A 19,693-nucleotide genomic window follows, 5' to 3' on the forward strand; every position below is an offset into this window, starting at 1 on the left:
CAGGAGAGTAAGGGCGCACCCGCACGCCGACAAGTGGTCTCAACCACTCTGTGACCACCCGGCGCAGCCCGCGCAACGCACACCGCACTCGCATACCCGTCCCCGCGCACACGAAAGACCCCGGGCAGACAGAAGACCCCCGGAGCGCGCATCGCTGCGCGCCCCGGGGGTCAGGTCCCGGAGGGTGAAAAGGCCGCGGACTACTTCTTGCTGCTGTCCTTGCCGCCCTTGCCCTTGTCCTTGTCGCCGCCGGCGCCCATGGACTCGTAGATCTCCTTGCACATGGGACAGACCGGATACTTCTTGGGGTCGCGCCCCGGTACCCAGACCTTGCCGCACAGTGCCACCACGGGAGTGCCCTCGAGGGCGCTCGCCATGATCTTGTCCTTCTGGACGTAATGGGCGTAGCGCTCGTGGTCGCCGTCGCCGTTCGACACCTGTGGCGTCGGCTCTACGAGGGTCCCCGTACCTGCCCCGCGCTCGGGCTCAAGAGTGCTCATAACTGCCAAGCGTACTGAAAGCCCGGGGCATCAGTTCAGCGAAGGGTCGTCCGCATACGTCGCGATCATGGCGAGCTCGCTGCGCTGGCGCCGCAGAACGGCCCGCCAGAGGCTCTCCGGGCGCGGCGACGACACATCGCCCGGCTCCGACTCGACCACGTACCAGGCGCCGTCCGTCAGCTCCGTCTCGAGCTGCCCGGGCCCCCAGCCCGCGTACCCCGCGAAGATCCGCAGCGAACCGAGCGCCGCGGCCAGCAGCTCCGGCGGCGCCTCCAGGTCCACCAGGCCGATCGCCCCGTGCACCCGTCGCCAGCCCAGCGGACCCTCGTCCCCGGGGATCACCGCCACACCCAGTGCCGAGTCGAGCGAGACCGGGCCGCCCTGGAAGACCACGTCCGGCTCACCGGTCAGACCGGCCCAGGACGCGAGGATGTCACCGACGCCGACCGGGGTCGGGCGGTTCAGGACCACGCCGAGCGAACCCTCCTCGTCGTGGTCGAGGAGGAGCACCACCGCGCGGTCGAAATTCGGGTCCGCCAGGGCGGGTGCGGCCACGAGCAGCCGCCCTGTGAGCGAGGACACCTCGGTCATGGCAGAAATGATCCCGCATCTTCGCCCTCCGTGGGGACCAACGTGCCCGCCCGGCCGCCGCGGGCGGTGCTGTGCAGCTCAGGGCGCACAGCCACGGCACAGGCGCACGGGGAGCGTACGAATCCGACCGGATCGGACCGCTTCGCGGACGGTAACCCTCCGCAAGGCTTGTGGGGCAGAACGTGTTGTGGCGGATTCATGACGTTCGTACACCCCCCTGTGACTTACGGAAGGGGGGTGGGGGGCCATTACCCTTTTCGATGGCCCCCTGCCCGACCACTCCGGAACGCGAGATACATGACCGGCACAGACGATGTCCTGCTTGTCCACGGCGGCACCCCGCTGGAGGGCGAGATCCGCGTCCGAGGCGCCAAGAACCTGGTGCCGAAGGCAATGGTCGCCGCGCTGCTCGGCAGCGGGCCCAGCCGGCTCCGCAACGTTCCCGACATCCGCGATGTGCGGGTGGTCCGGGGACTGCTGCAGCTGCACGGTGTGACCGTCCGCCCCGGTGACGAGCCGGGCGAACTCATCCTCGACCCCTCGCACGTCGAAAGCGCGAACGTCGCCGACATCGACGCCCACGCCGGCTCGTCGCGCATCCCGATCCTCTTCTGCGGCCCGCTGCTGCACCGTCTGGGCCACGCGTTCATCCCGGGGCTCGGCGGCTGCGACATCGGCGGACGGCCGATCGACTTCCACTTCGAGGTGCTGCGCCAGTTCGGCGCGACCATCGAGAAGCGGGCGGACGGCCAGTACCTGGAGGCCCCGCAGCGACTGCGCGGCACGAAGATCCGGCTGCCGTACCCGTCGGTGGGCTCCACCGAACAGGTGCTGCTGACCGCCGTCCTCGCCGAGGGCGTCACCGAGCTGTCCAACGCGGCCGTCGAGCCGGAGATCGAGGACCTCATCTGCGTACTGCAGAAGATGGGCGCGATCATCTCCATGGACACCGACCGGACCATCCGGATCACCGGTGTCGACAAGCTCGACGGATACACCCACCGGGCGATCCCGGACCGCCTGGAGGCGGCCTCCTGGGCGTCGGCGGCGCTGGCTACCGAGGGCAACATCTACGTGCGCGGCGCCCAGCAGCGCTCGATGATGACGTTCCTCAACACCTTCCGCCGGGTCGGCGGCGCCTTCGAGATCGACGACGAGGGCATCCGCTTCTGGCACCCCGGCGGCGCTCTCAACGCCATCGCGCTGGAGACGGACGTCCACCCCGGTTTCCAGACCGACTGGCAGCAGCCGCTCGTGGTCGCCCTGACGCAGGCCGCGGGCCTGTCGATCGTCCACGAGACGGTGTACGAGTCCCGGCTCGGCTTCACCTCGGCGCTCAACCAGATGGGTGCGCACATCCAGCTGTACCGCGAGTGCCTCGGGGGCTCCGACTGCCGCTTCGGCCAGCGGAACTTCCTGCACTCGGCGGTCGTGTCCGGGCCCACGAAGCTCCAGGGCGCGGATCTGGTCATCCCGGACCTGCGGGGCGGCTTCTCGTACCTGATCGCCGCTCTGGCGGCCCAGGGAACGTCCCGGGTGCACGGCATCGACCTGATCAACCGCGGCTACGAGAACTTCATGGACAAGCTCGAGAAGCTCGGCGCGAAGGTCGAGCTGCCGGGCGGTTCACTCGTCTGACACCGCGCCGGACGCGCTCCGGCGTACGCACAGTGCTGCCGCACACAACACTGCGCACCCGCGCACCACAGTCCGCCGCCCCGGCCCCGCACAAGGGTCCGGGGCGGCGGTCCGTTCACCGCCGCGCACGGCCGGACGCCGGACGCACTGCCCCGCAGACGCCCCAGGACGCCCGTACAGGCCCGTACGGGCCGCAACCGCCCGACTCCTGCACCTGAGGCTCACAGCGGCCGTACGGGCCCTGTGCGGGCGCGGCAGGTGTCACCGCTCCCCCGCCGCAGGTGCCACCGCCCGCCTGCGGACATGCCGAAGGGCGGCCGTCCCGGTCGGGACGGCCGCCCTTCTTGATGCCTACGGGGCTTACTTGCCCTTGGCGGCTTCCTTGAGCTTCGAGCCCGCGGAGACCTTCACGCTGTAGCCGGCCGGGATGTTGATCGGGTCGCCGGTCTGCGGGTTACGAGCGGTGCGAGCGGCACGGTGGGTGCGCTCGAAGGTCAGGAAGCCGGGGATGGTGACCTTCTCGTCGCCCTTGGCGACGATCTCGCCGACGGTCTCGGCGAGGGCGGCCAGAACGGCGTCGGCGTCCTTGCGGGTCACCTCGGCACGGTCGGCCAGGGCGGCCACCAGCTCACTGCGGTTCATGTTGTTACTCCCGTGTTCTTCTTGCCTGTGAGGCGTGAGATCGAAGCCGATGCTGCCAGGGCCCTCTGACAGTCCCCGGACCCGGGTCTGATGTCAGACCCTCGCGCCCGAATACGCATCCTGCCCCCACCTGCGGCGGTAACGCCAATCCGGAACCCCTCGACGTCACACGAAAAGCGCCACTGATTGCCCGTGGTGACGTTCCGTCGACTTCTTGAAGCGGTCCGCAGCGGATGCCGGGCCTGTGGGGCTCGCTGCCCGCCCACCCTAAAGGGGCGTTTGGGACGTCGCGACCCGCGACGCGCCGTACGGGGCGCGCGGACGTGAGGTACGGCACCGTCCACAGGGGCCGTGGCCGACCCCCGCGGACGGCGTGTGCTAGACGGGATCCGGCGTCGCTCCGGCGGCGCCTGCCGCCTTGGCGGCGTTGCGGACCGCGCCCGCGACCGCTCCCGCGACCTTGTCGTTGAAGACCGACGGGATGATGTAGTTCGCGTTCACCTCGTCCTCGGCGACGACACCCGCGAGGGCGCGCGCGGCGGCGAGCATCATCTCCGTGTTGACGGTGCGGGACTGAGCGTCCAGCAGACCGCGGAAGACGCCCGGGAAGACCAGGACGTTGTTGATCTGGTTCGGGAAGTCGGAGCGGCCCGTGGCCACAACTGCCGCCGTCTCGCGGGCGATTGCCGGGTCGACCTCGGGGTCCGGGTTGGCGAGGGCGAACACGATCGCACCGTCGGCCATCGCGGCGACGTCGTCGCCGTTGAGGACGTTGGGGGCGGAGACGCCGATGAAGACGTCGGCGCCCACGACGGCCTGCTTGAGGGTTCCGGTGACGCCCTCGGGGTTGGTGTTGTCGGCGATCCAGCGCAGCGGCGAGTCGGGGTCGGCGGAGACGAGGTCCTCGCGGTCCGCGTGCACCACTCCGTGGATGTCGGCGACGACCGCGTGCTTGACGCCCGCGGCGATGAGGAGCTTCAGGATGGCCGTACCGGCGGCACCCGCGCCCGACATGACGACCCGTACGTCACCGATCGCCTTGCCGACCACGCGCAGGGCGTTGGTCAGCGCCGCGAGGACGACGATCGCCGTGCCGTGCTGGTCGTCGTGGAAGACGGGGATGTCCAGCGCCTCGCGCAGCCGTGCCTCGATCTCGAAGCAGCGGGGGGCGGAGATGTCCTCGAGGTTGATGCCCGCGAAGCCCGGGGCGATCGCCTTGACGATCTCGACGATGGCGTCGGTGTCCTGGGTGTCCAGGCAGATCGGCCAGGCGTCGATGCCCGCAAAGCGCTTGAACAGGGCCGCCTTGCCCTCCATCACGGGGAGCGCCGCCATCGGGCCGATGTTGCCGAGGCCCAGCACCGCGGAGCCGTCCGTGACCACGGCGACGGAGTTGCGCTTGATGGTCAGGCGGCGGGCGTCCTCGGGGTTCTCGGCGATCGCCATGCAGACCCGGGCGACACCCGGGGTGTAGATCATCGAGAGGTCGTCACGGTTGCGGATGGGGTGCTTGGACGCCATCTCGATCTTGCCGCCGAGGTGCATCAGGAACGTACGGTCGGAGACCTTGCCGAGGATGACACCCTCGATGTCGCGCAGGCCTTCGACGATCTCGTCCGCGTGCGAGGTCGACGATGCCGCGATGGTGACGTCGATCCGCAGCTTCTCGTGGCCGGAAGCGGTCACGTCGAGGCCGGTGACCGAACCGCCGGAGGACTCCACGGCCGTGGTGAGCTGGGAGACCGCTGTGCCGCTCGCGGGCACCTCCAGCCTGACCGTCATCGAGTACGAGACGCTGGGCGCCGTTGCCATGGCCGAGTCCTTCGCTTTCCTGAGCTTCATTGCTGCCGCACGCACATGGGATCCACCCCGTACGCGCGTTCCGATCGTCGCACCTACCGGCCGGTAGCCGGTAATGACTGCCACCTTTCGGAAACTTTCTTCCACCATACGAGAAGCTACTCGTTCGAGGGAACCCCTTGCAGGTCCCGCACGCTCCCGCACGCCCCCTCGGAAACGAAAACAGACCCGCGCCACCCTCAGGTGACGCGGGTCTGTCTTCTTCACTCAGGTGGCACCGACCCGCCATGCTCGCCTCGCGGCAAGTGGTCGCTCGAAGCGACGAAGGTTGGGCCCGGGGGCTTGGATCGAGCCGGTGCCAACACCAGGCTAACAAACACCCTGGAGAAGTGATTCCTGCGCGACGGGTTGACTCGGAAAAGTACCGCCGCCTGCAGCAGCCGACTTCCCCGCGGCCCCTCGGCTCAGTCCCTCAGCAGGTCCGGAACACCGTCCTCGTCCGGCAGATCACGCTCCCCCGAGACCACGGTCAGCTGCTGCGTCGCCCGGGTGAGGGCCACGTACAGCACCCGCAGGCCGGCCGGGGACTCGTCCGCGATCTCCGCGGGCGAGACGACGACGGTGGCGTCGTACTCCAGGCCCTTCGCCTCCAGGCTGCCCAGCGCCACCACCCGTTCGCCGAGCTCCGCCAGCCAGGCACGGGCCTCCGCGCGCCGGTCCATCGCCACGACCACACCCACGGTGCCGTCCACCTCGCCGAGGAGCCTGCGCGCCTCCTCGCGGACGGTCCCGGCGAGATCCCCGTCCCGCACGGTCTCGAAGCGCGGCTTCACCCCCGTCGAGCGGACCGCGGCCGGGGATTCCATTCCCGGCATGGCGAGCGCCAGCACCTTCGCCGCGAGCTCGGCGATCTCCGCCGGGTTGCGGTAGTTGACCGTGAGGGTGAACCGGCGCCGCGGCCGGTTGCCGAGCGCCTCGTCACGGGCCGCCGACGCCTCGTCCGGATCGGACCAGGAGGACTGCGCCGCGTCGCCGACGATCGTCCAGGTGGCGTGCCGGCCCCGGCGGCCGACCATGCGCCACTGCATGGGCGTCAGGTCCTGCGCCTCGTCGACGATGACGTGCGCGTACTCGGTGCGCTCCGCCGCCAGCCGCTCGGCACGCTCGCGCTGGGTCTCCTCGCGCTGCGGCATCAGCTCCTCCAGACCCGTGAGCTGGTCCAGCGGGTCGAGCTCACGCTTCCGCTTCGGGCGGTGCGGGGTCCCCAGCAGCGTCTGCAGCTCGTCCAGGAGCGCCACGTCATGGACGGAGAGCGGGCCCTTGCCGTCCCCGTCCAGCCGCTTCAGCGAACGGGCGAGGCGGCGCACCTCGCCCTGGTTGAGGATCCTGCGCGCCCAACGGCCCAGCCGACGCTCGTCGGCCATCGCGGCCAGCACCCCGCGAGGGGTGAGTTCCGGCCACCAGGCGTTCAGGAACGTGAGGAACGGGGTCTCCGTGGACACGTCCTCGTCGAAGGACGAACGGAGCTCCGCGGCGAGCTCGGGGTCGGTGTAGCGGCCCCGGCCCGACGACTTGTTCCACAGGGCGTCCAGGAGCAGTTTGCGGGCGCGCGGGCGCAGCAGGTTGACGGGCGCGGTGCCGCCGAGCACGTTGTGCCGGATGCGCCGGAGCTCGTCCCCGTTCAGCTCGACGCGGGCGCCGAAGGCCACCACCCTCAGCTGGGTGGGGGTGACGGCCGCGTCCGGGGCCTCCGCCTCTCCGAACGCCAGCTGCCCCTCCTGGGAGGCGGGCCGGGGCGCGGGCTGCTCCAGCGCCCCGCGGGCCACCTTGCGCAGCACGTGGAGCATCCGGGAGGAGCCCTTGATCCGGGCCACGGCCGGCTCGTCGTACGTGGTGGCGCCCTCGATGCCCGCCGCCTCGTCGGACAGCGAGCCGACGGCACGGATCGCGACCTGGCCCTCCTCGCCGAGCGAGGGCAGCACCCCTTCGGTGTACGCGACCAGGAGCGGCGTCGGTGAGACGACGAGGATGCCGCCCGCGTACCGGCGCCGGTCCTGGTAGAGCAGATACGCGGCCCGGTGCAGGGCGACCGCCGTCTTACCGGTGCCGGGCCCTCCGGAGACCTCCGTGACGGAGGCGGCGGGGGCGCGGATCACCATGTCCTGCTCGGCCTGGATGGACGAGACGATGTCCCGCATGGTGTGGCTGCGGGCCTGGCCCAGCGCGGCCATCAGGGCACCGTCGCCGATGACGGGCAGCTTGTCGCCGCCCAGGTACGCGGTCAGCTCCGGACGCATCAGGTCGTCCTCGACCCCGAGGACCCTGCGGCCCTTGGAGCGGATGACCCGACGGCGGACGACCCTGCCCGGGTCCTTGGGCGTCGACCGGTAGAACGGCGCGGCGGCCGGGGCCCGCCAGTCGATCACCAGGGGCGCGTAGTCGGAGTCGAGTACTCCTATGCGGCCGATGTGCAGCGTCTCGGCGACATCGGCGGTGCTGTCCTCCCGTACGGCGTCGTCGGCGGGCTCGACCGAGGTGAAGGCGCCGTCCGGGCCGCGTTCGCCGTCCTTGCCGTGGAGGAGGTCGATCCGCCCGAAGAGGAAGTCCTCGAACTCACTGTTCAGCCGGTTGAGGTGGACCCCGGCACGGAAGACCTGGGCGTCCCGCTCCGCGAGCGCGCCCGGCGTGCCGACCTGCCCCCGCTTGCCGGCGTCGTGCATGAGAAATTCCGCCTCGTCGATCTTCTCTTCGAGACGGTGGTAGACCCGGTCCAGATGTACTTGTTCGACACCGATTTCCCGGTCCCGCAACGAATCGACAGCGGCATCCTGCGCGGCCACCGAGGCCCCCTTCTGACGTGCATTGGGCAGCCGTCAACCGTACGCGAAAAGGGGCCCCCGGCGCACCTGCCGCCCGTATTGCGTTTACGCGTCGATCTCCACCAGCCGCTCGCCGTCGAAGGTGCGCACCTCGAAGTGGTCGATGTCGTTGCGCGCCATCGCCGCTCCGCCGTGCACGTACAGCGGGTACTTCGCACTCGCGTGGGTGGAATTCTCGATCCCGTACCCCCACTTCGGAACGGACCAGGAAGTGACGACCTCCTCCTCGCCGGTCTTGGACACGGCGATCAGGCTGCATTTCTGCGGGCCCTTGACGTTCTTCAGCTGCAGGACCGTGTGCGTCCCCCAGGCCTTGGGCTCCATTCCGACCGTGGCGTCGACCCGGGTGGTGGGATCCGTCGCCTGCAGCTTCTCCGTCATGTGGTGGAAGAAGGCGTCCTCGGCCGGGCTCGTCGGATGGGGATCGGCTGCCTGGACCGACTTCCCGGTGGTGTCGTCGCCCGTGGCGGTGACCGCGACCACGGGACCGCCGATCACGAGAACCGCGGCCGCCGCGATCAGATATCTGCTGCGCCGCCGCCGCTGCGCCCGCTTCTGCGCGACCTCGTCGACCAGGCTGTCCAGCAGCCGCGGGGCCGGCCGCTCGGGGACGTGCGGCACGGGGCGGGCACCGGGGAGGGCCGCAGGAGCCTCGGCGAGCATCGCCAGCATGGGTTCCATCCCGGCGAATTCGTCGAGGTGGGCGGCGCACAGCGCACAGCCGGCCAGATGCGCCTCGAAGGCGCTCGCCTCGGCGTCGTCCAGGATGCCCAGGACGTAGGCACCGGCGGCGTCGTGCTCCGGACCTTCCACGGGGAACTCGAAGGGGCCCGCGGACGGGCGTGGGGGGCCTGACGGCCCCGAGGGACCGCGGGGACCCGACGGCCGGGGCCCGAACGGCTGCCACTCGTGGTCGCTCATGCCGTGATCCCCCTCTCTTCGAGTGCGAGCTTCATCGAACGAAGTGCGTAGAAAACCCGGGATCGCACAGTCCCGCTGGGGATGCCGAGTACCTCGGCGGCCTCGTTGACCGTACGGCCCTTGAAGTAGGTCTCGACCAATGCTTCCCGGTGAGCCGGGGTCAAATCGTCGAGCGCGTCCGAGAGCGTCATCAGCCACAACGCCTTGTCAATCTCGTCCTCCGCGGGAATGACCTCCAGCGGCGACGGATCGACCTCGCGGGGCCGGGCCTGCCGGCTGCGGTGGCCGTCGATGACGATGCGCCGGGCGACCGTCACCAGCCAGGGGCGGACTGAGCCGGTGGCCCGGTTGAGCGAACCGGCGTTCTTCCAGGCACGGATGAGCGTTTCCTGCACAACGTCCTCGGCCCGCTGGCGGTCACCCGCGACGAGGCGGAGTACGTAGGCGAGCAGGGGACCGGCGTGTTCGCGGTAGAGCGCCCGCATCAGCTCCTCGTCGGGGACGTCGGAGGGAGATCGGGGCGGTTCACTGCGATGTCGAGCCCTGTGCGGACGGTCATCGGCCACGGCCGCATCCTTGCGCACACGATCCTCCTGGTCGAGACCCTGTCGAGCTCTGTGACCATCGATACGCACGCGGGTGCCGGTTCATTCAACGGACTGAGAACTTTCTTTCGCGACTTGCGTCCTACGGAACGGCCTTGACCCGGCGGCGGTGCCGGGCCACCCGCTCCCGGTTGCCGCAGACCTCGCTCGAGCACCAGCGGCGCCGCCGCCCCCGTGATGTGTCCAGGTAGAGCCGACGGCAGGCATCGCCCTCGCAGCGGCGCAGCCCCTCCCTGGCCGCCGGATCCGTCAGCAGATCCACGGCGTCCCGGGCCACCACCGCCAGCAGCCCGTCGCACCCGGGGCCCGCGCTCAACGCCCGTACGAGCACGCCGCCCTTGCCCCGCACGGCCCGCAGGCCGGGGGTCGGCACGGCCGCGAGTGCGTTGATCCGGTCCAGGGCGCCGTCGTCGCCGCGGCCGGCCAGCTCGGCGGTCACCAGCAGGTCGATGCCCGCCCGTAACTCCCGGAAGCGCGCAATCCAGGTGTCGTCCACAGCAGTCAGCGGCGTGCCCTTCGGGACCAGCCCGGACGCCACCAGCCAGTCGGCGAGCCGTGCGGGGCGGTCCAGCTGCTCGCAGGCTCCGGCTCCGGAGCTCCCCGTCCCCGTCGCCACCAGGTCCAGACAGATACGGCCCGCGTCGAAACGCCAGCCGTACGAGCTCGTGCCCGCCGCCATGCGCCTGTCACCACCCTGGGGTCACCGTGGGAGTCACCTCCAGAGTGCCCGTCCCCGGCCCCGCCCGGAACCCCTCCTGCCGCCCCGGCCACCGCCGTACCGTGTCCCCATGAACGACGAGACGGTCACGCTGACGGCCGGGCCGCTGCTGCTGCGCCCCTGGCACCCGGACGACATCCCGGCGCTTCTCACGGCGTACGACGACCCGGCGATGCGCCAGTGGGTGCGGGTCCCGGTGTCCGACGTCGCGGACGCGGAGCGGTGGATGGCGGTCCAGCGTGACGGCTGGGCTTCCGGCAGCCGCTTCAGCTTCGCGGTGACCGATACGGCGCGGGGCGGCGAGCTCGTCGGCAACCTGGCCCTGAAACGCCCCGTACAGGGTGCGGAGAGCGCCGAGGCGGGCTACTGGACCACGGCGGCGGCACGCGGCCGCGGCGTGGCGTCACGGGCCCTCCAGGCGCTCACCGGCTGGGCGTTCACCACGTTCGCCGCGGAGGGCCTGCGGCGGCTGGAGCTGCTCCACCAGGTGGACAACGAGGCGTCCTGCCGGGTCGCGGAGAAGGCCGGCTACCCGCTCGCCGAGGTCATCTCCGCGCTGCCGCCGCAGTATCCGCTCGACGGCCACCGGCACGTCCGGCAGGCACCCCTCGCACCCCGGGAACCGCTCAGCGCTGCGGCGGTCCGTCGTGCAGGATCCGCTGGAACATCCGGTGGTCCTGCCACGCACCGTTGATGTGGAGATAGCGCGGCGCCGTACCGATGAGCTCGAACCCGGCCTTCGCCAGCACCCGTTGCGAGGCCGTGTTGTCCACGACCGTCCCGGCCTCGATCCGGTGCAGCCCGAGCCCGTCGCGCGCCACCTCGCAGACCTGGCCGACGGCGGCGGTCGCCAGCCCCTGGCCCGCCCGGTCGACGTCGACCCAGTAGCCGAGCCGGGCGTTGCGGAACGGACCGCGCTCGATCGACGCGAGCGTCATCGCGCCCACGACCCGGTCCTCCTCGTCGGCCAGTACCCAGGGCATGGCACGCCCGGCCTCCCGGTCAGCCAGCAGCCCGGACAGGCGCCGGGCCTGGCCCTGCGGGGTGTAGAAGGCCTCGGGCCGTACGGGCTCCCAGCGGCGCATGTAGGCGCGGCTGCGGGTCAGGGCCTCGGCGAAGGACTCGGCGTCACCGGGCGTCGCGGGCCTCAGCCGGACGCCCGCGACCAGGGGATGGGTGTCGTTGATCATCCCCGCACGGTATCGACCCGTCAGGAGTCCGCGTACTTGGTGTCGGCGGACGGGTCCAGCGCCAGCCTGTAGCCGCGCTTGACGACCGTCTGGATCAGCCTGGCCACGCCCAGCGCGGTGCGGAGCCGGGCCATCGCCGTCTCCACCGCGTGCTCGTCCGAGCCGCTGCCGGGCAGCGCCCGCAGCAGATCGGCGCGCGACACCACCCAGCCCGGCCTGCGGGCCAGCGTGTGCAGGAGCGCCATTCCCGCCGGCGGCACCGGGCGCAGGGCGCCGTCGACCAGCGCGGCCTGCCCGCGGATCTCGAGCACGTGCCCGGCGACCGGGAGCGTCCGGGCACGGGCGGGCAGTTGGGTGCAGAGCACCTGGACGAGGGGGCCCAGCCGGAAGCGTTCCGGCTGGACGGTGTCGATGCCACGGGCCTGCAGGGGCAGCGCGGTGACCGGGCCCACGCAGGCCGTGACGACGTCGTGCTGCAGGGCGGACAGGACCTCCGGGAGCATCCCGCGTGCCTCGGCCCGGTTCAGGTACGACGCGGCGGCGGGGGCGCTGGTGAAGGTGAGGGCGTCCAGGCCGCGGGCGACCGTGACGTCGAGCATCCGGTCGAGCGGGGCGATGTCCTCCGGGGGCATCCACCGGTAGACGGGTACACCGACGACCTCGGCGCCCGCCGCCCGGAGCGACTCGACGAAGCCGGGCAGCGGTTCGCCGTGCAGCTGGAGGGCGACCCTGCGTCCGTCTACGCCCTCGCCGAGCAGCCGGTCCAGCACCTCGGCCATCGACTCGGACCCGGGCGACCAGGCTTCGGTGAGCCCGGCGGCCCGGATGGAACCCTTGACCTTGGGTCCGCGGGCGAGCAGTTCGACGCCGCGCAGCAGGTCCAGGAGCTGGTCCCCGATGCCCCAGCCGTCGGCGGCCTCCACCCAGCCCCGGAAGCCGATCGCCGTGGTGGCGATCACGACATCGGGTGCGTCGTCGATCAGTTCCTTGGTGGCGGCCAGGAGTTCACTGTCGTCGGCGAGCGGCACGATCCGCAGGGCGGGGGCGTGCAGAACCGATGCGCCCCTCCTCTGGAGGAGCGTTCCGAGCTCCTCGGCGCGACGGGCGGCGGTCACCCCGACCGTGAAGCCCGCGAGGGGCCCGTGTTGTGAGTCGTCGTGCATGGCGTGATACCCGGCTCTCGTCCCGCTGCTGCTCGATGGTGCGGAGGACCGAGACTGCCAACCCTGCGTGACAGTCTCGGTTCACATATATTTCCCGCCCGTTACGTCGCCTGACGCCTTGTGGTCATCCTCACACCTCGGCATAGCTGAGCTGGGGCTTCGCGGGCACGGGCGCGGTCCGGCGAAGGTATACCGCCCACGTGAGGGTGAAACAGACGGCGTAGAAGAGCAGGAAGGACCAGAAGGCGGCCGTCCCCGCGCCCGAGGTCGCGAAGGACTGGCGGAAGGCGAGGTTGATCGCGAGGCCGCCCAGGGCCCCGACCGCCCCGATGAGCCCCATGGCCGCACCGGACAGCCGTCGCCCGTACGCCGCCGCCTCCTCGCCGCGCAGGCCCTTGCTGATCCCCTTGGCGTGGAAGATGCCCGGGATCATCTTGAACGTCGAGCCGTTGCCGAGTCCCGTCAGGACGAACAGGGCGATGAATCCGACGAGGAAGACGGAGAGCGACTCGATCCCGGAGGCGTAGACGACGACTCCGGTCGCCGCGGCCATCCCCGCGAAGTTCCACAGCGTGATCCGGGCGCCGCCGTAGCGGTCCGCGAGCCAGCCGCCCGCGGGCCTGATCAGGGAGCCGAGCAGCGGTCCGATGAAGGTGAGCGAGGCGGCCTGCAGCGGGGTGCGGCCGAACTGCGTCTGCAGGACGAGGCCGAAGGCGAAGCTGTAGCCGATGAACGAGCCGAAGGTGCCGATGTAGAGCACCGACATGATCCAGGTGTGCGGGTCGCGTACGGCCTGGGCGGCGGCCCCGGTGTCGTTCTGGACGGGCCGGAGGTTGTCCATCCGGAACGCGGCGCAGAGTGCGGCGACGATGATCAGCGGTACGTAGATCCCGAGCACGATCCGCGGGTGCGCCGCACCGGCCGTGCCGATCACCAGCAGCCCGACGAGCTGGACGACGGGGACGCCGATGTTGCCGCCGCCGGCGTTGAGCCCGAGGGCCCAGCCCTTCTTGCGGAGCGGGAAGAAGGCGTTGATGTTCGTCATCGACGAGGCGAAGTTGCCGCCGCCGATACCGGTGAGCGCCGCGACGACGAGGAAGGTGGTGTACGAGGTCCCGGGTTCCATCACCATGAAGGCGGCGACGGTCGGCACCAGGAGCGTCAGCGCGCTGAAGATGGTCCAGTTGCGCCCGCCGAACATCGCGACCGCGAAGGTGTACGGCACCCGGACGACGGCACCGACGAGGGTGGCCGTGGAGATCAGGAAGAACTTCCCGGCCGGGTCGATCCCGTACTCGGGTCCCATGAACAGGACCATGACGGACCACAGGGACCAGATCGAGAATCCGATGTGCTCCGAGAGCACGGAGAACCACAGGTTCCGCCGTGCCACACGCTCGCCGGACTCGCGCCAGAAGGTCTCGTCCTCCGGCTCCCACTGTTCGATCCAACGACCGGCCATCACGCGCCTCCACAGGGGTCGGGGTGTTGTCCTGCCGACGTTATGGAAGCCGCGTTTCGGTGCGGTGCCGTGAGGTGACCGGTGCGCAACCTTGCTCTCACTCGGCCGTCGGGGGTGCGGTGAGCCGGGCCCGCCGCACCCCTGTCACCGGCCTCAGGCCCGGCGCTTGTCCGCCCCGTTGGGCCACAGCCGGGGCCGGCGCTTCGCGGCGACGTCCTCGACCCAGCCGAACGCCAGGATCGCCAGCCCTATCAGCGGCCAGATCACGATCAGGACCAGCACCTCGTACGACTGCTCTATGTACGTACCGAACGTGTCGCCGAGCCACGGGACGGACCAGAGTTCGTCGACGAGCTGCACGGCGGCCATCAGCAGCAGGTTGTGCCACAGGTAGATCGTCACGGCCCTGTTGTTGGCCAGCGTGACCAGGCTGTCCCACCCGGCGAGCTTTCCGGGGAGCTTCTGCCAGGACGGCGCGTACACGAGCAGGATCGCGCAGAAGCCGAGGGACCAGGTGGCCTGGGCCAGCGGGATCTCGTCCAGGTTCCAGCCCTCCTCGGTGAGGTGGCCGGACGCCCACCACAGGCCGAAGCCCATGACGATCGCGGCGGACGACACCGCCAGGTAGCGCGGGATCTCCTTCAGCAGCCCGTCGTTGTGGGCGAAGCCCAGGATCCAGCAGGAGCCGAACACGGCGAAGTCGGCGAGACCCTCACCGAAGGTGCCGGGCACCGTCACCAGGCCGGTGCCGATCACGGCCGTGAGGCCGATCGGGGCGAGCAGCGTCACCCACGGCAGCCTGCGGAACGCCTTCAGCAGCAGGGGCGAGGCGAGCACGAACCAGAGGTAGGCGCGGAGGTACCAGAGCGGGCCCGCCGCCTGGTCGGCCCAGGTCAGCTCCAGCCAGCCGCCGGCCGAGCCGCTCTCCTCCGGGTACGGCGGGGTGCCCACCGGGAAGATGTAGTAGGCGATCCTGACGAACCACCACAGCCCCTCCTCGCGGACGGGCTTCCAGCTCAGCGCGAACATCACCGGCACGACGACGAGCGAGAACGCCCACATCGGCGGGAGCAGCCTGCGCAGCCGGCTGCGGATCACGCTTCCCGCGGGGCGGGCCAGCGAGCGGGCCATCAGCGAACCGGCCAGGGCGAACATCACGCCCATGGACGGGAAGAGGACGGTCAGCCAGGCCCAGCCGAAGAGGTGGAAGAAGACGACGCGGACGAGGGCCACGGCCCGCAGGACGTCGAGGTAGCGGTCCCGCCCAGGCTTGGCGGCCGGGGCGGACCCGGTGCCGGCCGCCGGGCCGGGCACGGAGGGCGGGGCGGTGGGCGGAGCGGCATGGCGAGCCGTCCTGGTCGGGTCCGGGAACGCACCGACGTGCGCCGGGCGGGCGCCGGGGACCGTCTGCGGGTGGGCGACGGGCTCGGCGGCGAAGGGACCGCCGGCGGGCGGGTACTGGACGTACTCGCCGTGCCGGCTGTCCGCGCCGTACTGGCCGTTCTGGCCGTACTCGCCGTCCGGCGGGTACGGGCCGTCCTGCCGGGGCTGGTTCGGGTAGGTCATGCGACCGGCCTCCGGTCCCTGCCCGCGTCGTTGCGGCGGTTCTGCGTCGCACCGGGCGCTTCCACCGCTCCCGTACGGCGCAGCTTCTGCCAGCGCAGCCGACCGCCGGTGAGAGCGGTGATCCAGGACTGGAGCAGCACGACGTACATGAGCTGCCGGTACAGGATCTGCTGGAGCGGCAGGGAGATCAGGTGGACCATCCGCTCCCGGTCGAGCCGGAACGCGTACGCGGCGCAGACGGCCTGCACCAGCAGGACGCCGAACCAGGCGGCGACCGTCTTCCCCGTCGGGCCGAAGACCAGGCCGTACAGCAGGAAGACGTCGATGAGGGGCGCGAGCAGCGGGGCGACGACCATGAACAGGGAGACGAACGGCAGTCCGACCCGTCCGAAGCGGCCCGAGGGGCCCCGTTCGATGACGGCGCGGCGGTGCTTCCAGATGGCCTGCATCGTGCCGTACGACCACCGGTAGCGCTGCGACCACAGCTGCTGCACGGACTCCGGGGCCTCGGTCCAGGCCCGTGCGTTCTCCGCGTAGACGACGTCCCAGCCGTCGCGGTGCAGGGCCATGGTGACGTCGGTGTCCTCGGCGAGGGTGTCCTCGCTCATCCCGCCGATCCGGTCCAGCGCGTCCCGGCGGAACGCGCCGACCGCACCGGGGATGGTGGGCATGCAGCGGAGCATGTCGTACATGCGGCGGTCGAGGTTGAAGCCCATCACGTACTCGATGTGCTGCCAGGCGCCGATCAGCGAGTCACGGTTGCCGACCTTGGCATTGCCCGCGACCGCTCCGACCCGGGGGTCGGCGAAGGGCTGTACGAGCTCGCGCACGGTGGAGGGTTCGAACACCGTGTCGCCGTCCATCATCACGACGATGTCGTAACGGGCGTTCGCGATGCCGTTGTTCAGCGCCGCGGGCTTTCCGGCGTTGCGCTGGCGTACGACGCGGACGTTCGGGATCCACATCTCGTCGACGAGGTCGGCCGTCCCGTCCGTCGATCCGTCATCGATGACGATGACCTCGATCGGGTAGTCGCTCGCCACCAGCGAGCGCACGGTGGCGGCGATGCACTCGCGCTCGTTGTACGCGGGGACGAGGACCGTCACCGGGCGGGTGAAGGGTTCGCCCCAGCTGAAGTCCTTGCGGCGCACCCGCCTGGCGTGCAGGAAGGAGAGCAGCAGCATGAGACCGAAGCGGGCGAGGACCAGCGCGCCGATCACCGCGAGGCCGACCACCAGCACGCTGGTGACCTGCTCGGAGATGTCCACGGCGGTGACGAACGCCTTGCCCTTCCAGAGCGCGAACCCGGTGACCGGGGTGTGCGCGCTGGGCGCGCCGAGGGCGGCGGTGAGGTTGGTGAAGGCGTAGCCGCGCTCCTGCATCTGCGGCAGGAACTTCCCGAGGGCGGCCACGGTCTGCGACCGGTCACCACCGGAGTCGTGCATCAGGATGATGGCGCCCTCGCCGTTCTTGGGCGTGGCCCGCTCGATGATCGCGGACACCCCCGGGCGCTTCCAGTCCTCACTGTCGGTGTTGTTCACGACGGTGAGGTAGCCGCGGCTGCCGATGTACTGCGTGACCGGCCAGGACTTGTTGTCCATCGCGTCGGAGAACGACGAGTACGGCGGCCGGAACAGCGACGTACGGATACCGGCCGCGCCCGCCAGCACCAGCTGGTTCTGGGAGAGCTCCCGGTCTATGCGGCTGGTGGACTGGAACGACAGGTCGGGGTGGTTGAACGTGTGCAGCCCGACCTCGTGCCCCTCGTCGACCATGCGTTCCACGAGGTCGGGGTAGCGCGAGGCCATGGTGCCGGTGACGAAGAAGACGCCGTGCGCGTGGTGCTTCTTGAGCTCGTCCAGGACCCGCGGGGTCCAGACCGGGTCGGGGCCGTCGTCGAAGGTCAGGACGATCTTGTGGTCGGGTATGCGAAGGGTCTTGGCGTTCCCGCCCTGGGCCCGGGCGTCGATGACCGGACCGCCTTCGAGAACACTGTCCGGCACCTGGGTGGTGGGGGCCGGGGCCTGGATGCGGTGGTCGGCGAGGATCTCGCTGTGCACGTATCCGCGCAGCATCAGCATGGCGAGCAGGGCGACAAGGAGGAGCGACGGAAGCAGGTAGCGCATGGGAAGCCTGCGCCGGACGGTCCGCTTCTTCTTCCGGTTGTGCCTGCCCCGCGGGGCGGGGGTTGTCATTTTTTACTGTGCGCCTTCTTGTTGGACCACCGGCGGGGCCGAGGTCTCTTCTGGCGGGGGCGGGCTCGACTCGGCCGGTCCGCCTGGATCGGTCGACGGCGGGGGGCTGGCGGGCAGTGTCTCGGAGGCCGACGTCCCGGGAGCGGGCTGCGTGGCGACGTCGTTGCCCTTGGGAGGCGCGTTGCTCGCGGAGGCCGAGGAAGCCGTGCCGGGCGAGGGCGATCCGGCGGACGCGCCGCCGGACGCGCTCGCACTCGTGCTGGGGCCAGGACCGGAGGCGGTGGAGCTGGGCGTGGGCCCGGGAGTCCCGTCCACCGAACCTGTGCGGTCGGTCGGGGCGGGCTGGACCTCCACCCCGCCCGACTTCTTCTCCTCCTGTCCGGAGAGAGGAAGCCAGGGGGCGCTGGAGTTGCCGCCGATCACGGCGACGACCAGCGTCACGGCGTAGACGGCACAGATCGCGGCGAGTACCCAGCCCAGGCGCCGGTACGTCTTGCTGCGGCGGCCACTCTCGTCGACGAAGACCGGACCGTCGGTGCTGTCCGGCGGAGTCGGTTCAACAGGCAGTTCGGAAAGCTGCCGGCCGAGTCCGTCCAGCTGGACGGTGACGTCGTTCGGCTCGTGCGTGTGCCCGGTACGGGTACCTTCGCGCCAATTTTCCACAGGTGTTCGCACTTCCCCCACTCAATGAGTCGGGTGCGCGCGATTGACTGGATTTCTGCCGTCGGACCGGGCCCCCACCCTGTCCGTACGCCCCCCACGCGGTGCACCCGGAAACATGAATGTAGCGCACGCCGGTGACCGTCAGGCCCCCGTGTGAGGTGTTGTTCATGAACGGTGACGCATGAGTGACACATCGGCTTCGGGCAGCCACGAATCGGGTGGCCTGACCATCCATCCCTCTGTCGCAGCCAGTTCGGCCGCGGCAGCACGCAGGGCGTCCAGACCGGGGTGCCTCGCCCCGGCGCGCCAGACCAGCAGCAACGGAGACAGTGGGACGGGACGGACCAACGGGCGCACCACCGTCCCCGGCAGCGGCGGGAAGTCGACAACGGTCAGGACGGGATGCCCGGACTTGGCCATCACCCGTTGAAATTCAGCCACTCCGACGGCCAGTGGAGCCGGCGGGGCCAGCACGATGCCCCACTCACCGAAGAGCCGGGCGGCGAGCTCGGTCCATTCCCGGGTGCGCGCATTGCCCGCCCCCGCGTAGACGGTCTCCCCGGACAGTTCGTCCAATGCGACGACACGGTGCACGGCGAGAGGATGATCGTGCGGCAGCAGGACGGCCATCGGCTCGTACCGCACCGGCTGTACGGAGAGCCGGGAGAGGACCGCGGGGTCGAGCCCGGCCGCCCGGCCGAAGGAGGCGTCGAGCCGCCCCGCCAGCACCTCGCCCGCCGCCCAGGTCAGGCCGCTCTCGAAGCGGGCCATCAGCTCGCAGTCGGGCGCGAGCTCCCGCGCCCTGGCCAGGACCCGCGCCGCGGTCATCCCGTCGATGTTGAGGTCGACGAGCAGCGGGCGGGCAGCCGGGTCGCCGAAAGCGGCGGCAAGCTCGGCGTGCGCGTCGAGTACCCGCCGGGCGTACGGGAGGAGGCGTTCCCCGTCAGGGGTGAGCGACACCTGGCGGGTGGTGCGCTCGAAGAGTTCCGTGCCGAGCGCGCGTTCCAGTCGGCGGATGTCCCGGCTCAGCGCCTGCTGCGCGACGTAGAGCCGTGCGGCGGCACGGGTGAAGTGCAGGTCCTCGGCCACGGCGACGAAGGCGCGCAGGAGCCGGGGGTCGGTATCGGAGGTCGAGGAGGCGGACACACGTCGGAATTTAC

Annotated in this window: 17 protein-coding genes; 2 read left to right on the top strand and 15 right to left on the bottom strand. The window is 70.8% G+C overall.

Going from position 1 to position 19,693, the window contains the following annotated elements; genetic code table 11:
• Positions 1 to 200: 200 nt before the first annotated feature.
• Both ACFQ6X_RS10005 and ACFQ6X_RS10010 read right to left on the bottom strand, forming a co-directional pair.
• Positions 201 to 500 (bottom strand): DUF3039 domain-containing protein, encoded by a 300-nt coding sequence (locus ACFQ6X_RS10005; protein WP_329210492.1) that lies wholly within the window; start codon positions 498 to 500, stop codon positions 201 to 203.
• Positions 501 to 530: 30 nt separating this feature from the next.
• Entirely contained in the window at positions 531 to 1,091 is a 561-nt protein-coding gene (locus ACFQ6X_RS10010) for a YqgE/AlgH family protein (RefSeq protein WP_329210490.1), read from the bottom strand.
• 297 nt (positions 1,092 to 1,388) lie between these two features.
• Between ACFQ6X_RS10010 and murA the strand changes: the two genes are divergently transcribed.
• On the top strand, positions 1,389 to 2,729 hold the full coding sequence (murA, locus tag ACFQ6X_RS10015) for a UDP-N-acetylglucosamine 1-carboxyvinyltransferase (RefSeq protein WP_015608864.1): 1,341 nt from the start codon (positions 1,389 to 1,391) through the stop codon (positions 2,727 to 2,729).
• A 360-nt stretch (positions 2,730 to 3,089) separates the two neighbouring features.
• On the opposite strand, the gene ACFQ6X_RS10020 is transcribed toward murA, so the two are convergent.
• The 6 genes from ACFQ6X_RS10020 to ACFQ6X_RS10045 form a co-directional block, all read right to left on the bottom strand.
• On the bottom strand, positions 3,090 to 3,371 hold the full coding sequence (locus tag ACFQ6X_RS10020) for an HU family DNA-binding protein (protein WP_003968811.1): 282 nt from the start codon (positions 3,369 to 3,371) through the stop codon (positions 3,090 to 3,092).
• A 378-nt stretch (positions 3,372 to 3,749) separates the two neighbouring features.
• On the bottom strand, positions 3,750 to 5,183 hold the full coding sequence (locus tag ACFQ6X_RS10025; RefSeq protein ID WP_383178708.1) for an NAD-dependent malic enzyme: 1,434 nt from the start codon (positions 5,181 to 5,183) through the stop codon (positions 3,750 to 3,752).
• A 452-nt stretch (positions 5,184 to 5,635) separates the two neighbouring features.
• Entirely contained in the window at positions 5,636 to 8,011 is a 2,376-nt protein-coding gene (locus ACFQ6X_RS10030) for a HelD family protein (protein ID WP_383178711.1), read from the bottom strand.
• An 84-nt stretch (positions 8,012 to 8,095) separates the two neighbouring features.
• Positions 8,096 to 8,971: an anti-sigma factor family protein gene (locus ACFQ6X_RS10035; RefSeq protein WP_383178714.1), complete on the bottom strand. Its 876-nt coding sequence runs from the start codon at positions 8,969 to 8,971 to the stop codon at positions 8,096 to 8,098.
• Entirely contained in the window at positions 8,968 to 9,555 is a 588-nt protein-coding gene (locus ACFQ6X_RS10040) for a sigma-70 family RNA polymerase sigma factor (RefSeq protein ID WP_329210482.1), read from the bottom strand. The genes ACFQ6X_RS10035 and ACFQ6X_RS10040 overlap by 4 nt, the downstream gene beginning before the upstream one ends.
• Positions 9,556 to 9,658: 103 nt before the next feature.
• On the bottom strand, positions 9,659 to 10,255 hold the full coding sequence (locus ACFQ6X_RS10045) for a CGNR zinc finger domain-containing protein (protein ID WP_383178718.1): 597 nt from the start codon (positions 10,253 to 10,255) through the stop codon (positions 9,659 to 9,661).
• Between the two features lie 109 nt (positions 10,256 to 10,364).
• On the opposite strand from ACFQ6X_RS10045, the gene ACFQ6X_RS10050 reads away from it, so the two are divergent.
• Positions 10,365 to 10,988, top strand: a complete 624-nt coding sequence (locus ACFQ6X_RS10050) for a GNAT family N-acetyltransferase (RefSeq protein WP_383178721.1) — start codon at positions 10,365 to 10,367, stop codon at positions 10,986 to 10,988.
• Here ACFQ6X_RS10050 and ACFQ6X_RS10055 read toward each other — a convergent pair.
• The 7 genes from ACFQ6X_RS10055 to ACFQ6X_RS10085 all read right to left on the bottom strand — a co-directional run bounded on the left by ACFQ6X_RS10055 (position 10,921) and on the right by ACFQ6X_RS10085 (position 19,679).
• Complete coding sequence (locus ACFQ6X_RS10055) at positions 10,921 to 11,484, bottom strand: GNAT family N-acetyltransferase (RefSeq protein WP_383178724.1); 564 nt, start codon at positions 11,482 to 11,484, stop codon at positions 10,921 to 10,923. The genes ACFQ6X_RS10050 and ACFQ6X_RS10055 overlap by 68 nt on opposite strands.
• A gap of 20 nt (positions 11,485 to 11,504) precedes the next feature.
• Complete coding sequence (locus ACFQ6X_RS10060) at positions 11,505 to 12,647, bottom strand: uroporphyrinogen-III synthase (protein ID WP_383178727.1); 1,143 nt, start codon at positions 12,645 to 12,647, stop codon at positions 11,505 to 11,507.
• Between the two features lie 130 nt (positions 12,648 to 12,777).
• Positions 12,778 to 14,109: a nitrate/nitrite transporter gene (locus ACFQ6X_RS10065; RefSeq protein WP_383178730.1), complete on the bottom strand. Its 1,332-nt coding sequence runs from the start codon at positions 14,107 to 14,109 to the stop codon at positions 12,778 to 12,780.
• A 153-nt stretch (positions 14,110 to 14,262) separates the two neighbouring features.
• The gene (locus tag ACFQ6X_RS10070) at positions 14,263 to 15,675 is read right to left on the bottom strand and encodes an acyltransferase family protein (RefSeq protein WP_383178732.1); all 1,413 of its coding nucleotides are present in this window, start codon (positions 15,673 to 15,675) and stop codon (positions 14,263 to 14,265) included.
• Entirely contained in the window at positions 15,672 to 17,801 is a 2,130-nt protein-coding gene (locus ACFQ6X_RS10075; protein ID WP_383178826.1) for a glycosyltransferase, read from the bottom strand. The genes ACFQ6X_RS10070 and ACFQ6X_RS10075 overlap by 4 nt, the downstream gene beginning before the upstream one ends.
• 72 nt (positions 17,802 to 17,873) lie before the next feature.
• Positions 17,874 to 18,533, bottom strand: coding sequence for a hypothetical protein (locus tag ACFQ6X_RS10080; protein WP_383178735.1), 660 nt, complete (start codon positions 18,531 to 18,533; stop codon positions 17,874 to 17,876).
• 165 nt (positions 18,534 to 18,698) lie between these two features.
• Positions 18,699 to 19,679: a LysR family transcriptional regulator gene (locus tag ACFQ6X_RS10085; RefSeq protein ID WP_383178739.1), complete on the bottom strand. Its 981-nt coding sequence runs from the start codon at positions 19,677 to 19,679 to the stop codon at positions 18,699 to 18,701.
• Positions 19,680 to 19,693 lie beyond the last annotated feature (14 nt).

This window comes from Streptomyces sp. NPDC056452, assembly GCF_042796085.1.
GTDB lineage: Bacteria > Actinomycetota > Actinomycetes > Streptomycetales > Streptomycetaceae > Streptomyces.

Coding starts and splice junctions, on each gene's coding strand:
- ACFQ6X_RS10060 (WP_383178727.1), bottom strand. CDS start 12,647: ATGCACGACGACTCACAACACGGGCCCCTCGCGGGCTTCACGGTCGGG.
- ACFQ6X_RS10075 (WP_383178826.1), bottom strand. CDS start 17,801: ATGCGCTACCTGCTTCCGTCGCTCCTCCTTGTCGCCCTGCTCGCCATG.
- ACFQ6X_RS10045 (WP_383178718.1), bottom strand. CDS start 10,255: ATGGCGGCGGGCACGAGCTCGTACGGCTGGCGTTTCGACGCGGGCCGT.
- ACFQ6X_RS10065 (WP_383178730.1), bottom strand. CDS start 14,109: ATGGCCGGTCGTTGGATCGAACAGTGGGAGCCGGAGGACGAGACCTTC.
- ACFQ6X_RS10035 (WP_383178714.1), bottom strand. CDS start 8,971: ATGAGCGACCACGAGTGGCAGCCGTTCGGGCCCCGGCCGTCGGGTCCC.
- ACFQ6X_RS10055 (WP_383178724.1), bottom strand. CDS start 11,484: ATGATCAACGACACCCATCCCCTGGTCGCGGGCGTCCGGCTGAGGCCC.
- ACFQ6X_RS10025 (WP_383178708.1), bottom strand. CDS start 5,183: ATGGCAACGGCGCCCAGCGTCTCGTACTCGATGACGGTCAGGCTGGAG.
- ACFQ6X_RS10010 (WP_329210490.1), bottom strand. CDS start 1,091: ATGACCGAGGTGTCCTCGCTCACAGGGCGGCTGCTCGTGGCCGCACCC.
- ACFQ6X_RS10050 (WP_383178721.1), top strand. CDS start 10,365: ATGAACGACGAGACGGTCACGCTGACGGCCGGGCCGCTGCTGCTGCGC.
- ACFQ6X_RS10020 (WP_003968811.1), bottom strand. CDS start 3,371: ATGAACCGCAGTGAGCTGGTGGCCGCCCTGGCCGACCGTGCCGAGGTG.
- ACFQ6X_RS10070 (WP_383178732.1), bottom strand. CDS start 15,675: ATGACCTACCCGAACCAGCCCCGGCAGGACGGCCCGTACCCGCCGGAC.
- ACFQ6X_RS10005 (WP_329210492.1), bottom strand. CDS start 500: ATGAGCACTCTTGAGCCCGAGCGCGGGGCAGGTACGGGGACCCTCGTA.
- murA (WP_015608864.1), top strand. CDS start 1,389: ATGACCGGCACAGACGATGTCCTGCTTGTCCACGGCGGCACCCCGCTG.